Source organism: Methylobacterium sp. CCH5-D2, assembly GCF_001556475.1.
GTDB lineage: Bacteria > Pseudomonadota > Alphaproteobacteria > Rhizobiales > Beijerinckiaceae > Methylobacterium > Methylobacterium hispanicum.
In genome coordinates this window covers 1-15,169 of the sequence record NZ_LSIX01001000.1, presented here as the reverse complement: position 1 = coordinate 15,169, position 15,169 = coordinate 1, and the positions used below count along the sequence as shown (strand labels likewise).

General features: G+C 67.1%; 13 protein-coding genes and 1 tRNA gene. 9 read left to right on the top strand and 5 right to left on the bottom strand.

Annotated elements, in window-relative coordinates; translation table 11 throughout:
- From AX737_RS37495 to AX737_RS37520, 6 genes are all read left to right on the top strand, one after another.
- The coding region (locus AX737_RS37495; RefSeq protein ID WP_197430711.1) for a tetratricopeptide repeat protein at nt 1-779 on the top strand (779 nt) is incomplete at its 5' end.
- Nucleotides 780-932: 153 nt separating this feature from the next.
- Nucleotides 933-1,370, top strand: a complete 438-nt coding sequence (locus tag AX737_RS37500) for a DUF3429 domain-containing protein (RefSeq protein ID WP_066925955.1) — start codon at nt 933-935, stop codon at nt 1,368-1,370.
- Nucleotides 1,371-1,492: 122 nt separating this feature from the next.
- The gene (gene htpG / locus AX737_RS37505; protein ID WP_066925957.1) at nt 1,493-3,319 is read left to right on the top strand and encodes a molecular chaperone HtpG; all 1,827 of its coding nucleotides are present in this window, start codon (nt 1,493-1,495) and stop codon (nt 3,317-3,319) included.
- A gap of 223 nt (nt 3,320-3,542) precedes the next feature.
- Nucleotides 3,543-3,632, top strand: a tRNA-Ser gene (locus tag AX737_RS37510).
- A 97-nt stretch (nt 3,633-3,729) separates the two neighbouring features.
- Nucleotides 3,730-5,253 carry a site-specific integrase gene (locus AX737_RS37515; RefSeq protein WP_238229922.1) on the top strand — a complete coding sequence of 508 codons (1,524 nt, stop codon included), beginning with the start codon at nt 3,730-3,732 and terminating at the stop codon, nt 5,251-5,253.
- A gap of 309 nt (nt 5,254-5,562) precedes the next feature.
- A complete protein-coding gene (locus tag AX737_RS37520) occupies nt 5,563-5,796 on the top strand; it encodes a hypothetical protein (protein ID WP_156453937.1) in 234 nt (77 codons plus the stop codon).
- 492 nt (nt 5,797-6,288) lie between these two features.
- Here the strand turns inward: AX737_RS37520 and AX737_RS37525 are convergent, their stop codons facing one another.
- From AX737_RS37525 to AX737_RS37545, 5 genes are all read right to left on the bottom strand, one after another.
- Nucleotides 6,289-6,426 carry a hypothetical protein gene (locus tag AX737_RS37525; protein WP_197430712.1) on the bottom strand — a complete coding sequence of 46 codons (138 nt, stop codon included), beginning with the start codon at nt 6,424-6,426 and terminating at the stop codon, nt 6,289-6,291.
- 438 nt (nt 6,427-6,864) lie between these two features.
- Nucleotides 6,865-8,127 carry a hypothetical protein gene (locus tag AX737_RS37530; protein ID WP_156453938.1) on the bottom strand — a complete coding sequence of 421 codons (1,263 nt, stop codon included), beginning with the start codon at nt 8,125-8,127 and terminating at the stop codon, nt 6,865-6,867.
- Between the two features lie 54 nt (nt 8,128-8,181).
- Nucleotides 8,182-8,517: a hypothetical protein gene (locus AX737_RS37535; protein ID WP_066925963.1), complete on the bottom strand. Its 336-nt coding sequence runs from the start codon at nt 8,515-8,517 to the stop codon at nt 8,182-8,184.
- 25 nt (nt 8,518-8,542) lie between these two features.
- The gene (locus AX737_RS37540; protein ID WP_197430713.1) at nt 8,543-9,394 is read right to left on the bottom strand and encodes an ImmA/IrrE family metallo-endopeptidase; all 852 of its coding nucleotides are present in this window, start codon (nt 9,392-9,394) and stop codon (nt 8,543-8,545) included.
- Between the two features lie 127 nt (nt 9,395-9,521).
- Nucleotides 9,522-9,830, bottom strand: a complete 309-nt coding sequence (locus AX737_RS37545) for a helix-turn-helix transcriptional regulator (RefSeq protein WP_066925969.1) — start codon at nt 9,828-9,830, stop codon at nt 9,522-9,524.
- A 149-nt stretch (nt 9,831-9,979) separates the two neighbouring features.
- On the opposite strand from AX737_RS37545, the gene AX737_RS37550 reads away from it, so the two are divergent.
- Genes AX737_RS37550 through AX737_RS37560 form a run of 3 tightly spaced genes read left to right on the top strand, consistent with a single transcriptional unit; the run spans nt 9,980 to nt 14,630 of the window.
- Entirely contained in the window at nt 9,980-11,224 is a 1,245-nt protein-coding gene (locus tag AX737_RS37550) for a patatin-like phospholipase family protein (RefSeq protein WP_082773280.1), read from the top strand.
- Nucleotides 11,225-11,247: 23 nt separating this feature from the next.
- A complete protein-coding gene (locus AX737_RS37555) occupies nt 11,248-12,375 on the top strand; it encodes a hypothetical protein (RefSeq protein ID WP_066925972.1) in 1,128 nt (375 codons plus the stop codon).
- A 5-nt stretch (nt 12,376-12,380) separates the two neighbouring features.
- A complete protein-coding gene (locus AX737_RS37560; protein WP_066925975.1) occupies nt 12,381-14,630 on the top strand; it encodes a ThiF family adenylyltransferase in 2,250 nt (749 codons plus the stop codon).
- Nucleotides 14,631-15,169: the final 539 nt, after the last annotated feature.

The following is a 15,169-nucleotide window of genomic DNA, read 5'->3' as shown; positions in this document are numbered from 1 at the left end:
CCCCCGGCCGCGCCCGCTCCGGACCGCCCCGGATCTCGGCGGCCGTCAGCCTCTCGGGCGACCTCTCGGGCCTGCCCGCCGGCCTCGCCAAGCTGCGCCAGGCGGTCCTCGACGGCGACGGCGCGGCCGCGTGGGAACTCGCCGCGCGCGCCGCGGACGGCCGCGGCCTGACTCGCGACCTCGCGCTCGCCGCCAAGCTGTTCGAGAAGCTGGCCTCCGCCGGCTACGCCCCGGCCCAGTACAAGCTCGGCGGCCACTACGAGAAGGGCTCGGGCGTGGTGCGCGACCTCGCCCAGGCCAAGCTCTGGTACGGCCGCGCGGCCGAGCAGGGCCATGCCCGCTCCATGCACAACCTTGCGGTGATCTACGCCGAGAGCCCGGGCGCCAACGGCAAGCCGGACTACGCCTCGGCGGCCTCGTGGTTCAGGCAGGGCGCCGAGTACGGCCTGCGCGACAGCCAGTACAACCTTGGCGTGCTCTACGCCCGCGGCCTCGGGCTCGGCCAGGATCTGGTGCAGTCCTACGTCTGGTTCTCGGCCGCCGCCGCGCAGGGCGACGAGGACGCGGGGCGCAAGCGCGACGACGTCGCCAACAAGCTCGGCCCGGCCGATCTCGCCAGCGCCAAGACGCTGGCGGCCACCTTCAAGCCGCGCAAGCTCGATCCGGTGGTGAACGAGCCGCCGCAGGCGCCGGAGGGGGGCGGGGCGATGACGCTGCTCGGCGCGCCCGCGCCCAGCGCGCCCGCCTTCACCCCGGCCTCGCGCGCCCGCGGTGTCTGACGGGGCGGGTCGCCGCATGCGGGAACCCCTCCCGGCGGCATCCGTATAACGCTTGGCCGTGCGGCTCGCGCCGCACGGTCCCGTCGCGGCCATGTCGGCCGCGATCTTGCCGCGGCCCCGCCGGTCCGCGGACGGCGGCCGAGCGGAGGGTGAATGGCGCGCCTGAATCCGGTCCCGATGGGGGCTGTCATCCTCGGCGTGGCCGGGCTGATCCCCTTCCTCGGCTTCGCCGCCCTGTCGGTCGCGGGCAACGACGGCGGGCTCGGCACGCTGGGCCTGAGCCCGCGCACGATCCTCTCGGCCTACGGCGCGGTCATCGCCTCCTTCCTCGGCGGGATCCGCTGGGGCGCGGCCGCCGCGCGCAACGCCGGCAGCGGCGACTACCTGCTGGCGATCGTGCCCTCGCTGGTCGCCTGGGCGGCGCTCGCCGCCCCCGCCCCCTGGGACCTGCGCATCCTCGGCGTCCTCGTCCTGGCCTGGGGCCTGGTCGATCAGGACATGCCCCGGCGCGGTATCGTTCCGCGCTGGCTCGGGCGGCTGCGGCTGGTCCTCTCGGGCGTCGCCGGCGCGGCGCTCCTCGTGGCCGCCTGAGCGATCCTTCGCCGATCCGTGCCGCCCGCCCGCCGGGCCCGTTGCATTCGCCCGCGCGCGACCGCATATCGCCTCCGCGTTTTTTCGGGCCGGTCCGGCTCGGTCGCGATGGAGGCGCTGCGGTGAGCGAGACGGTGGAGCGACACGAATTCGGTGCCGAGGTCGGGCGCCTGCTCGACCTCGTGGTGCACGCCCTCTACTCCGACCGCGAGATCTTCCTGCGCGAGCTGGTGGCCAACGCCGCCGACGCGATGGACCGGCGCCGCTTCGAGGCCCTGACCTCGGCCGCCAGCGCCCTGCCGCCCGACGCGAAGGTGCGCATCGCCCCCGACAAGACGGCGCGCACGCTCACCGTCTCGGATGCCGGCATCGGCATGACCCGCGAGGACCTGGCGCAGAACCTCGGCACCATCGCGCGCTCGGGCACGCGGGCCTTCTCGCAGACGCTGGAGAGCGCCCGGGCCGAGGACCGGCCGAGCCTGATCGGCCAGTTCGGCGTCGGCTTCTACTCCGCCTTCATGGTGGCCGACCGCGTCACCGTCACGTCGCGCCGCGCGGGCGCGGAGGAGGCCTGGACCTGGGCGTCCGAGGGCCAGGGCAGCTACACGCTGGAGCGCGCCGAGAGACCTGAGCCCGGCACCGACATCGTGCTCCACCTCAAGGCCGACGCGGACGAGTACCTAGAGCCCTACCGGCTCGATCACCTCGTGCGGAAATGGGCCGATTTCATCACCGTGCCGATCGCGATCGTCCAGGACGGGCGCGACGAGGCGGCCAACCAGGGCACCGCCCTGTGGCGCAAGCCGCGGAGCGAGGTCACGCCCGAGCAGTACGAGGCGTTCTACCGCTCCGTCGGCATGAACTTCGACAAGCCCTGGGCGACCCTGCACTGGCGGGCGGAGGGACAGCTCGAGTTCTCGGCGCTGCTCTTCGTGCCCGGCATGAAGCCCTTCCAGGCGCTGGAGAACGAGCGGCAGAGCAAGGTGCGGCTGCACGTGCGCCGCATGTTCATCACCGACGAGGCGGAGTTGCTGCCGCCCTGGCTGCGCTTCGTCCAGGGCGTGGTCGACACCGAGGACCTGCCCCTCAACGTCTCGCGCGAGATGCTGCAATCGACGCCGGCGCTGGCCCGCATCCGGCGCGCCGTCACCGGCCGCGTCCTCTCAGAACTCGCGACCCGCGCGAAGGATGGAGCGGAGTACCAGAGCTTCTGGGAGAATTTCGGCCCCGTCCTGAAGGAAGGCATCTACGAGGACCACGAGCGCCGCGAGGAGATCGCGCCGCTGCTGCGCTTCCGCTCCTCGGCCGTCGAAGGCTGGACGAGCCTGCCCGACTACGTCGCCCGCATGAAGGACGGCCAGGAGGCGATCTACTACCTCGTCGCCGACGACGCCGAGGCACTCGGATCCTCGCCCCAGCTCGAGGGCTTCCGGGCTCGCGGGCTGGAGGTGCTTCTCCTGTCCGACCATGTCGACGCCTTCTGGCCCGAGGCGCTCGCGCGCTTCGCCGACAAGCCGCTGCAATCCGTCACGCAGGGCGGCCTCGACCTCTCGAAGTTCCCCGCCGCGGGTGAGGCCGAGGCGGCGCCCGCCGGGATCGACGTGCTCGTGGCGGCGATCAAGGCGGCTCTGGGGAGCGACGTCGCGGACGTGCGCACCACCGACCGTCTGGTCGACAGCGCGGTCGTGCTCTCGGCCGGCAGCGGCCCGGACCTGCAGATGCAGCGCCTCCTGCGCCGCGCCGGCCGCGGCGGCGGCCAGGCGGTTCTGGAGATCAACCCGCGCCATCCCCTGATCCGCGCGCTCGCCGAGGGCGAGGCCGAGGCCGTGCCTGCGGCCGCGGGCACCCTCCTCGATCTGGCGCGAATCCAGGATGGGGACATTCCACGCGATCCCGTGGCCTTCGCCCGGACGATCACCGCCGCGCTCGCCGCGGAGCGGGGAGCCTGATCCGAGCGGTCCTGCGGCTGGCCCGGATCAACTGGCATCTGGGACTTGCCGGGGATGGCCGCTTTCCGAACCCGAAGCGGCGCCGGACCGGCTTGCCACACCGCCGACGCTTCGCTATAGCCCCGACATCGAGACACCGGCCGTAGCCCGCCAGCGCGCGGGCGATCCCGCGGGCCGGTTCATCGATGCGACGCCAGGGTGCTGAAGCGCCGACGGCGTCGTTGGAGAGGTGGCAGAGCGGTTGAATGCACCGCACTCGAAATGCGGCATGGGTGCAAGCCCATCGGGGGTTCGAATCCCCCCCTCTCCGCCAGTCTTGCTAAAAGCTCAATCGTCACGGTAAGTTGCTGATACGCAACGTGTTCGTACGGCCCGACTGGTACATTCGGGTGGTACATATGCCCTTACCGATGGCACGTCCCTGGAAGCATCCCGACAGCGGCATCTACTACGTCCGCAAGGCCGTCCCTGCTCAGCTGCAGCCGCTTGTCGGCCGAGCCATCGAGAAGCTCAGCCTTCGCACGAAGGATCCCGAGGTCGCCCGCGCCCGATTCGCTGATGCGATCCGCGAGATCGAGGCACGCTGGGCGACGCTCGCATCTGGCCCGCAGGAGCTGAGCGAGCGCGAGGCGCACGAACTAGCCGCCCCGGCCCATGACCGTTGGATCGCCCTGCACCGCGACAACCCGAGTCAGAATCTCTGGCGCACCGACCTTTTCGCGCGCCTGTGGCAGCCCCGCCGTGTCGGGCTGTGGGGCCATCCCGACGTCGTCCACCAGGTTCTGCACGGCGCCTACGCCGACAGGGGCGAGGACGACATGGAGGCGTGGTGCCTCAAGCAGGCCGACTTCCTGATCGCAAAAAAGGGCTTGCAGCTCGACGCCGACGGGCGTCGCACGCTGGCTCAGGCGGTCTCTGCGGCCATCCAGCGCGCGAGTCTGGCCCTCGAACGGCACACGCTCGGCGACGTGGCGGAGACGCTGCCTGAGCGTGCACCGTTCGCGGGTCGAGCGCCCGCGCCGCGCCCGGCGCCGACGGCAAAGGTCCTATTCGACGACTTGGTGAAGGGGTGGGCTGCCGAGCGCAAGCCGGTGGAGAAGACGGTCTACGACTGGACGCGGGTCATGCAGCAACTCGCCGCGTTCCTCGGCGACGACGATGCCACGCGGGTCACAGCCGACAAGCTCGTCGCCTGGAAGGACAGCCTCGTGGCATCGGGACTATCCGCCAAAACTATCCGTGAGAGCCGTTTGGCGCCGGTGCGGGCGGTGCTGCGCTGGGGTGTCGATAACAGACGGCTTCCCGAGAACCCAGCCGAGCGCATCACCATCAGCGTCAAGCAGAAGCCGGGCCAGGGCAAGCGCGGCTTCAAGGACGCCGAGGCGGCTCAGATCCTCGCGGCAGCGGCGGGCGAGCGCGACCCGGTCAAGCGGTGGGTGCCGCTGGTGTGCGCATACTCGGGCGCTCGGCTGTCGGAGGTCTGCCAATTACGCGTGGAGGATTTCAGCGAGGTCGACGGCGTCGCGGTGATGCGCTTCGATGCCGAGGCCGGCTCGCTCAAGAACGTCGGTTCGGAGCGCACCGTGCCCTTGCACTCCGCGCTCATCGCCGCAGGCCTCCTCAACTATGTACGTGGGCGCGGGGGAGGTCCGCTGTTTCCCGACCTGCCACCGGACAAGTTCGGCAAGCGCGGCGGCAACGGTACGAAAATCCTTGGGCGATGGGTGCGCAGCCTAGGGCTAACCGACACACGGCTTGCACCGAATCATTCCTGGCGGCACCGGTTTAAGACGCTCGCGCGCAACCACGGCCTCGCTGGCGATGTGACCGATGCTATCACCGGTCACGCGCATCGCTCCGTCGGTGATCAATACGGCGAGTACGACGTCAGGGCGATGAAGCGTGAGCTTGAGAAAATTCCGTCAGGGCCATGATCGTGAACAGACCTAACGTCGTGACGTGATCATCGAGCACTGGCGCTCATGGGTGCCCTTAGGGGAGCTTCCGTGGGGCCGCCGCCGAGCCCCGCGCTGGGTCGAGGACGAGGGCCGATTCGGCGGCGTATGGGTGCTCTGGATCAACCCGGAAGCGGGTAAGGTGAAGACGAAGCAAGGTCGTGAGGTACCTCTGCACCCACAACTCGTCGAGATGGGCTTCCCGGCATCCGTCGTGGGCTTACGCGACGAACGCTTATTTCTCGTGCCGGACCGCGGAGGTCGGCATCGCGGGACCGCTGCAGGGGGGTGGAGAACCGCCTGAGCGAAGCTGCGCGCGAGCACATCGACGATCCAGGGGTAAGCCCGAATCACAGCTGGCGGCACCGCTTTCGCACGATAGCCACCGACGCGGGCGTGGCGGGCAACGTGATCGACGCGATCTGCGGCTGGTCTGCCAAGAGCGTCGGCGAATGTTACGGCAGCGTCTCGCTAAAAGCTCGCGCGGATGCTATTGCGCGTTTGGAAAGAGTTGAGATCTAATATTCAGACCTAGCCATTCCGACGTAAATTTCTTATTCATCCGATGAAGATCCTTCGTTCGCCGGTTCGGATATCCGTCTCAGAGACGGTAGCACGCCTGACAGCGGCGGCCACAACATCAGCATGTCGTGCCACATTTCGCGATGATCAGCTATCCTCCGTCCTTGAGGCGAACCCCCCGCATAAGGGGTGTTGGCGACCATGTGTCGGTTGAGGTCGGGAGACCCGCCGTTCCACTATGGCGGCCCCCGCTCGCCGAGGGCGGTCTTGGCCTTGTCCACGCTTGCGCGTGCCACCGACGAGGCATCTTCATCGCGAGCATTCCTGGCATTCCTGACCGCCCGCCTGGCCGCCATGAGCTCACGGACGAGCCCCTGCCGGCGCGCCTCCGGCAGCAAAGGGTTCGTCATCCGCCAGAGCCGGCCGCGAACGACGAAGTAGCGTCCATCCGGCGTGACGGGATACACCTGTCGGCCCACATGAGCGGCCACGTCACTTGCTCTTGCCGCCCTCCTTGCCGAGCTCGGCCTGGGCGGCCGACGACGAACGCGGGTTCGACTTGCCCTCCTTGGCGGCCTTGGCGTTCGATTTTTTGGCGGTCTCGCTTCCGTGGCCCTTCTTCTCGGTCATGGCCATCCCTTCCGTCCTGATCGAGAACGCCAGGATGGGGAGGTGGTTTGCCAAGGCGTGGGCAACGGGTTGCGCATCGAAACTGCCGGAGATGGTTGAGGAAGGGTGCCGTTCCCGTAGCGGCATTCCCGACAGCTTCGGCCGACGCGCTACTTTCGAAGGCGCGCTACTCGTCTATCCCGAGGGCCGACAGACGTTACCTACCTGACTGAACCATCAGGTCGGCGACCAGGTGGAAGGCCGATTGCCTATCGATTTGGACCGGATGGTACGGCCAGAAATCCCGAAGCACGGGAGCGTGCGGGTGCCTGAACCTCTTGTGCCCCGGATCGGAACTGAACAGGCTTGCCGCGGGCGAAATCTTCTCAGCGAAGTCGGGCTGCCAGTTCTTACGCGATCCATGGTGCATGACCTGGAAAATAGCCGTTCGGCAGATCCTCACGTCGCCGAAGAACTGCAAAAAGCCGTCACATCTCTGGGGACTGTCGAGAAACATATCCCCAGTGTGCAGTTGGGAAAATCGGTTTGCCTCGTCCCTAAGGCCAACAGGATGAGACGTCCAAACCGTAGACAGCTTTGACGAACGCCCAGGGGACCCGAGTACAACGAAAGCGATATGAGGTTGCGCGGCCTCGAAAATGACCCGAAATTTTGATCGTAGGCAGCTTTTAGGTCGTCGAGCGCCGTCACCCGATTGGCGTGGTCAGTGCGAAATCGGTCAAGGATTGGCGCGACCTTGCTCAGGAACGCTGATGTGACGCGCGGTAGCATTCGAGCGTCGTTGTAGGGCACGAACTCCCAGAAGGTCGGAACGACGATCCTCCCCGCCTCCGCGAGAAAGCTTACGCGAGGGTCCGACCCGGCGGTCAGGCCTAGGTCGTCCGAGACTTCATCGGGCGGCTGCCCAAGCTCGGGTTTGAGGTTCCCGTCGCCGACGTCGACGGGGCCATCGATAGGCGCGTCAGGTGGCTGCGGCTTCGGTCCTTCGCCGTCCACCGATGGAACGAACACCACGCGTTGTATCTCGCTACCTTCAAGTCCGGAGAGGAACCCTGCGGGATCTACGAAGAAGCCGAAAATCTCGTCCGTTGCGCCTATCCTGTTCTCGATGGCGATCATGAGCCTTTGCCAGAGAGGTACGTAAGGCAACAGCACTAGCTCGACGACTTGACCCCTCAGCAGCGCAACGAAGCCGCTGATGTGATCTCTGTCGAAATGGGAAATCGTAACCAGATTCAGCCGATCAGGGCCGCAATGGTCGCGTCGGTCGCCGTAGAACATGATCGCGTCGTCGAGCAGTGACTTTGTCGACGTCGTGCCGCAGTCGAATACCCATCCGATTGAGCTGCCGCGGCCGAATCTGCGGATGATGCCTGTCGCGAAGAGCCCTTGTCCGACCGGCCACCAGTCGAGGATTAGCTCGAACGCGGTGCCCTGTACGCCTCCCTGCACGAATTTATCTGGTGATGGGCGAATGATCGTTCCCGCCGCTGCCATGTAGGCGTGAGCCTCGGCAAGAGTTGCTGGGGCTAGGTTAGAGTGACTGCCGCCCTTGATCTGGGCGATGACACGGTGATTGATGTCTCGGCCGGGCCTAGTGAAGTGTGCGAGGATCTGCTGATTGTTCAACGGTGGATTCAGCGCGAGCATCCGCTTGATCAGTCGAATTTCGCCAACCGTCAGTGTCTTGGCGCCGCTCATAGAAGCTTGCCTGCCCCATTCGTCGGTTCAAGGTGTCGGTCCGGTTCAAGCCCGTCAATCTGCGAACCGCACCATGCCATGGGACATACCAGCCAGACGCTCGATCCGGGCGGCGGCACGCACGACGACGTTCATGTCAATCCGGGTCAGATCCGCCGACAAAGCATAGGCCCTCAGATACTCGGCCGAGGCCGGCTTCAGGCCCGCCCGTGCCGAGACAAGGTACGCCACCGCCTCCCCCTCTACCTCCCTCTCGTCGTTGCCCAGACCTTTCCGCGAAGGCCATCCGCTCTCGACCTTGGAGCTGCCGGCCTCGCAGCCTCCCATATGGCCGCAAAAGATGTGTCCGAGTTCGTGAGCGAGGGTGACGAACATCTTGAAATCGCTCATCCGCAAGGTCGAAAGGGCCGACAGGTCAGCGGATGCGCTTCAGCGACGCGAATCGGTCCACGACGTCGGGTTCGACCTCCTCGACAGGCATCGACCATCGCGGTCGCGCCTCTCCGAGATGCAGAAGCGTGATTGCCTGATCGAACGCCGCGGCATGGACGGTGAATTCTTCGACCTCCTCGTCGAACCACACCCCGGCGGGATGAGCGATGCCAGCACGGCACTCGTCGACGAGGTGCGGCTGTGCGGCGCCCGACGTAGCCGGGATTTCGAGCGGTTCGCCCGAGGTCTTGAAGTATCGGCCCGTCTTGAAGGCGGCCTCGCTTGATCGACCCCATAGCGCGAACCCTTCGGTCGAGACGACCATCACCGACCGCCGCTCCGTGTGCCTTAACCACCGTAGGACGGCCGCGGTCAGGGATACGCCGTACCGGTCGGCGAGCGCGCCAAGCTCGTCTAAGGTAGGCTTCGCCTTGGGGTCGATCTGCCGCCGGAGGTCGTGGGACGGCATCAGCAGCGTGGCCGCGAACTCGTCGGCCTCCTTCTCAATGTCCTGGCCGGCTGCCCGACCGACACTGTCCGCCTTGCACCGAATGCCGTCGGGCGGGAGAAGATGGCGGTGAAGCAGATAGTGGCCGACCTCATGCGCGACGGTGAAGCGGCGACGACCATCCCTGGCCGCCGAGTTGCTGATGATCAGCCAGCCACCCTTCTCCCGCACGGGGACCAGGGCGCCCTCGAACCCTTCAAGCTCCTCGCTCACGATCTCCAGCACGGGGTCGCCCGGCCAGACGTTGCGAGAGTAGTCGATGATGAGCGCCTCGACGTCGACGGGATAGCGGTCAGCCGCGTCGATGCCTTTGACAAGGTCCAGCATCTGCGTGAGTTGGTTCGCCCACCTTGCGGGGGACCTGTGCGCCGGCGCTGCCATTGCTGACCCGATTCGATTTCAAGCACAGCGTCTCAGGGCTCCTGGATCGGCGCAACGTCGGGTTGGCACTGCGCTACTTCTTGAACGTCTCGGTGATGCGCCGGATCTGCTCCTTCACGCTCGGGTCCAGGCCCTTGTACTTCCGGAAGAAGGCCTCGTCCTCTGCTGTGGCGAGGTCGGCCCGCTCGTCCATAAGGTAATCAGAGGTCACCCCGAGCGCCTTGGCGATCCTGTCGATCTTGTCGGCTGAGGGGCGCGGCGGGTTCTTGTTCTCCAACTCCCACACGTACGACTTGCTGGAGCCGGTCATCTCGCCGAGCTGATCCAGGGTCAGCCCGGCCTTCTTCCGGAGCTCCTTGATCTTCTCACCGAAGGTCGCCACCGCCGCCGTCTCCCTGGCCGCTCGAAAAAGAATCGTAAAAGTTCGCCGTAGCGTAACACCTGGGCCTTGCATCGCGATACGGCCGCACCCATGTTCGGTCTAGACATACTTTTTAACACGCTAACGAGGTAGCGTCGCCGGAGCTCGCCATGGACGCGAAAGCCCCTTCGACCCCTACCGAAGACGCCCTGGGCGCAACGTCTTCGGATACGGCATCGCCCGACCAGGGCTTGCCCATCCGACTTGCGTTGTCCGGGGGCGGCGTCCGTGCCGCCGCGTTCCACGCAGGCGTGCTTCGCCGGCTGGCTGCCGACGACCTGCTGGAGCGGGTCACACACGTCTCCACGGTCTCGGGCGGCAGTCTCCTCGTCGCTGCGGCCATGTCGGCGAATGGCTTGAGCTGGCCGAGCTCGGCCACTTATCGCGACAGCGTCTTCCCGGCCCTGCGACGCCTGCTCACGACGGTCGATCTGTTCTCCGCCCCCGCGATTGGCTGGACCGGGTTGATGCGCTTCAACCGTAGGCTGCTGACCGCGCGGTCGAGCGTGGTGGCGGACCTCCTTGTCGAGCGATGGGGAGTGAAAGGTCGCGTCATGGACCTGCCAGCCACGCCGTGCTGGTCGATCAACACGACCTCCCTGCACAGCGGCAAGAACTGGCGGTTCTCCTCTCGCGAGATGGGCGACTGGGTCTTCGGACGCCATTATGCCCCGGACGTCAGGCTGGCCGACGCCGCGGCCGCTTCCGCCGCGGTGCCCTATGTCCTGGGCGCCCTCTGGCTCGACCTACCCGCCGAGGGCTGGTTCCAAACCGATCCCGCGACGCGGAAGCCGCTTAAGCGAACGCAGCCGCCGACGACACGGATCGGCCTTTGGGACGGCGGCGCCTACGAAAACCTCGGCCTTGAGGCGGTCTACAAGCCGGGGCAGGCGCCCGATCCGGACGCGTTCGTGATCTGCAGCGACGCCTCGGGGCCAGTCCCGCCGTTCGGGGCCGCATCACCCTTCGCCATCCTGAAGGGACGCTTGGCCGGTCCGAGACTGTTCGACATCGCCTCCGACCAGATCCGCGCTCTGCGTTCCCGCATGTTCATGCGCGACGTCGAGGGAGGGACCCTGCGGGGAGCCCTGTTCAAAATGGGCGTCTCCGTGCGCGACGTGGACATCCGCATCGGGCGCGTGCGGCCCGAGAGGGATTACGATGGCTACCTTCGAGATGCGGACGTCCGCGCGGCGCTCGGCCATCCCACGGATCTTCGGGCGATGTCCCCGGCAGTCTTCGAACGGGTTGCGCGCCACGGTTTCGAGGTGGCCGACACCGTCCTGACCAACCACTCGCCCGACCTGTTTCCCGAAGATCATCGCTGGCAGCCGGCGGCGGACACCCGGCTCTGACCCTCGGAACAAGGAGAGACATCATGCCCGCCTACGTCACCTTCTATCCTCTCGGGAACGCGGACGGCGCGCTCATCGAGCTCGCGAACAAGCAGATGCTGTTGATCGACTACGGCAACCAGCGTAACCCGAACGACCCGCAGGATCAGCGCTGCGACCTGGCCGAGGAACTGCGTAAGGTCCTGCGCAAGGGGAACCGCGACTCATTCGACGTCGTCTGCTTCACGCACTTGGACGACGACCACTGCCAGCGCATGGGCGAGTTCTTCTGGCTGCGCCACTCCACCGCCTACCAGGGCGATGACCGCATCAAGATCGACGAGCTCTGGGTCCCTGCCTGCGCGCTCACCGAGACGAACCTCACGGGAGACGCACGCTTCGTGCGGCAGGAGGCTCGCCACCGCCTGCGTGAGGGCAAGGGCATCCGCGTCTTCTCCCGCGCCGAGCGCCTGAAGGACTGGATGGCGGCTGAGGGCATCGACTACGAGAGCCGAAAGCACCTCTTCGTCGACGCCGGCAAGCTCGTGCCCGGCTACGAGAAGTCGAGCGCGGCGGCGGCGGAGTTCTTCGTCCACAGCCCGTTCGCTTGGCGGCAGGACGAAGGCACTGTGGTCGACCGGAACGGCGACAGCATCGTGTTCCAGGCGACGTTCGTGGACGGCGGGGAGGAATCCTACGCCCTCTTCGGTTCGGACGTGGATTACCTCGCCCTCACCGACATCGTGAGCATCTCGCGCCGTTACGGCAACGCCGACCGGCTGCAGTGGGATCTCATGAAGCTGTTCCACCACTGCTCGTACAAGTCCTTAGGTCCGGAGCGGGGTGTGACCGAGACGGAGGCTGTCCCGAACGTGAAGTGGCTGTTCGAGACCCAGGGTCGGAAGCGCTGCACCATCGTGTCGCCGAGTTGGCCCATTCCCACCCCTGGCACCGTCGAGGACGCCGACAAGCAGCCACCGCATCGCCAGGCCGCCAACCACCATCGCCGCGTCGTTCGCGAAAAGCAGGGCGATTTCATCGTCACGATGGAGCCTGCGGTCGGTAAGCCCAAGCCCGTCCGCTACGAGATCAGCCGCTATGGCGTGGGCCTCGCGCTCGCCGCGCCGAGCGTGGCGGCGGCATCGACCACGTCGACGGCGCGCCAGGGCTGAGCACGATGGCCTGGATCGACGATTGGTCCCTCGTTCCGGATCGGGGGCTTTCCTCGCCGCAAGCCAAGGCGGTGCTGGCCTATCTGGACTCGGCCGTCCAGGTCGCCCGTGTCATCGAGGCCCGTCGTCACCCGGGCGGGGACGAGATGATCGTCGCAGACGTCCAGACGGGCGCGCCACAGCGACCCGTTGTTGAGATCGAGCGCATCGAGCGCATCGGCATCGTATTCGGATCAGCGGCGGCCATGCCGATGGTCATGATGCTGCGGGATGGTTTTCCGGATACCGAGCACCAGCAGCTGGTGCCGGACGGCTTTCCGGCCGCGATGTGCATCGACGACAGGCCCTGGGACGAAGCGCGCCTCACCTGGACGCCGGCCGAGATGCTCCAGCGTATCCAACTCTGGTTCCGGCGTGCTGCGCGCGGGGAGCTCCACGACCCGCACCAGCCGGTCGATCCCTTCTTCGGGCTCTCGCCGCTAAAGATCGTTGTTCCAGCCTCCGTACTGTCGCGCGCCGAGAGCGTGGAACTCGTTGGCTTCCGCACCACGCCGGACGACCCGGAACTCTTCACCGTCATGCCGGCCGGCTCCATGCCGTATACCGCGGACGCTAACCGGCTGATCCCTGTCACCTACTGCGTGCCGCCCGAGCGGATGTCCCGCATGAGGAAGGCACCGCGCAACGTGGCGGCCCTTGGTGCGCTTCTCGCCGAACGAGGGGTCGACCTGCTTGGGGACTTGAAGAAGCGGATGCGCGCCTGGGCCGGTTCGGAGGAACGGGACCGAGCACGGCTCCATGGGGTCCTTGCCATCATCGTCGCCTTTCCCGTCGTCGCTCCGGATGGCAGCCATAGGCCGGGGCTCCTCGACCTACGCGTATTCATCACGCTGAAGTCGTTAGGCGAGATCGGGGTGGCCCTCGGACAACTGCATGCCCATGCAAACGCGGCCGCGTCCGGCTTCGCACGCGCGATCCCCGCCGGCGTCATCGACGAGGCCGCACTCGTCGCGTGCCAGGTGCAAATGGCGCAGGTGCATCGGGCGTTCGATCCCGATTGGGCGGCGACGCTGGCCGGCGGGACCGGCCGGGACGCTCGGAAAGTCGTGTTGGTCGGCGCCGGCGCCATCGGGTCACACGTAGCCGAGTACCTTGTCCGGGAGGGCCGGTTCGATTGGACCGTGGTCGATGACGACCGGCTGCTTCCCCACAACCTAGCGCGCCACACGCTTCGCGCGATGGAGAATGGGCATATCAAGGCTTCCGCGCTAGCAAACCGGCTGAACTACATCTTCAGGCCGACCACGGAAGCGCCGGTGGCGCGATCCATCGACGTCAACGTCCTCCGGCCCGGTGAAAGGAATGGCGAGCTCAAGGAGGCGCTCGCGGCGGCGTCGGTGATTATCGACGCGTCCGCCTCCGTTGCGGCCAGCCGCCATCTGGCCGACCTAGACGCGCCGGGAAGGCGGGCCAGCGTCTTCTTCAATCCGTCTGCCGAGGCCGTGGTGGCGTTGGTCGAGCCGGAGGATCGATCCCTGACGCTTCGCGACCTTGAAGCGCAATACTACCGCGCTGTGCTCCAGCGTCCGGAACTGGAGCGCCACCTCACGGCGGTCGGGGAGCGCTTCGCGTACACCGGTGCGTGCCGCGCCGTCACCAACCGCGTTCCGGAGAGCCGGATCGCCCTGTTATCCTCCCTTGCGGCCACAGGTCTGGCGCAGGCGCTCGGGCAAGCTGGGGCGTCGATCCGAGTATGGTCCGTGGACCTCGACGGCCGGGTCTGCGTCAGCAACCCGAGGACGGCGCCGGTGACGCGGTATCCCCTGCTGGATTGGGAGATCACCGTAGACGCGGATGCGCACGCCCAAATGGTCGCGATGCGGGTCGGGGTCTTGCCAAGCGAGACGGGCGGGTCCGCCGTCGGCATCGTCGACAGCCTCGCTCGCAAGGTGCACCTCGTCGAGCCCCTGCCGGCGCCTCCGGACAGCAAGGGGTCGCCGACCGGGTTCGAGCGCGGCATCGCCGGGCTTTCGGATGACGTGACCGGCAGGCTGGCCAGGACCATGGACCAGACCCAGTACATCGGCGAATGGCATTCCCACCCACCGCAGCACCCTTTGACGCCGAGCCCCACGGACGTCGTCCAACTCTGCCGGTCGGCGATGAACGCTTCGCTGGAGAGCCTGCCGGCTCTGTCCTTCATCGTCGGCGACGACGGGCTCAATGTCCTCATCGGCGAGACCGGGCGACTGTAGAGCGCCTGTTAGACACGATGCGGTTTCAACACGATCCGCCTGGTCGCGCTCGGGTACCCGCGCGGACCATGCCCGCGACCTCCCCGAGACGAGCCGTTGGCGATGTTGTCCCCCGTTCGGCGGCGGCATTCAGGGTTGTATGGGCCACAGGACGACGCTCGTTCGCGCCAATATATTAGGATTATATTCTTGACAACCATGGCCGGTTCGGTCATGCTGACGGTGTTGGCCGGTGAGTTGGCACGACCGCGCCGCTCGCCCCGTCCGCAGCCAGGAGAGCTTGATGACCCGACGACACGAACCGAGCATGCCGCGACCGGCGGCACCGCCCCCGTACCGGACCCGCTCCGGCCACCCCACCCGCATCTTGCAAGGCCCCCTCCCGGGGGCCTTCGTCGTTTCAGGGGACCTGCGATGAGCGCCCGCGCCAAGTCCGACCGCGCCAGCCTGCCGGCCCGCGTCGCCGAGACCCCGCTCGCACTCCGGCCGCCCGCGCTCGTACTGTTCGGCCGAGACGGCGGCGGCCGACCCCGCGCCGC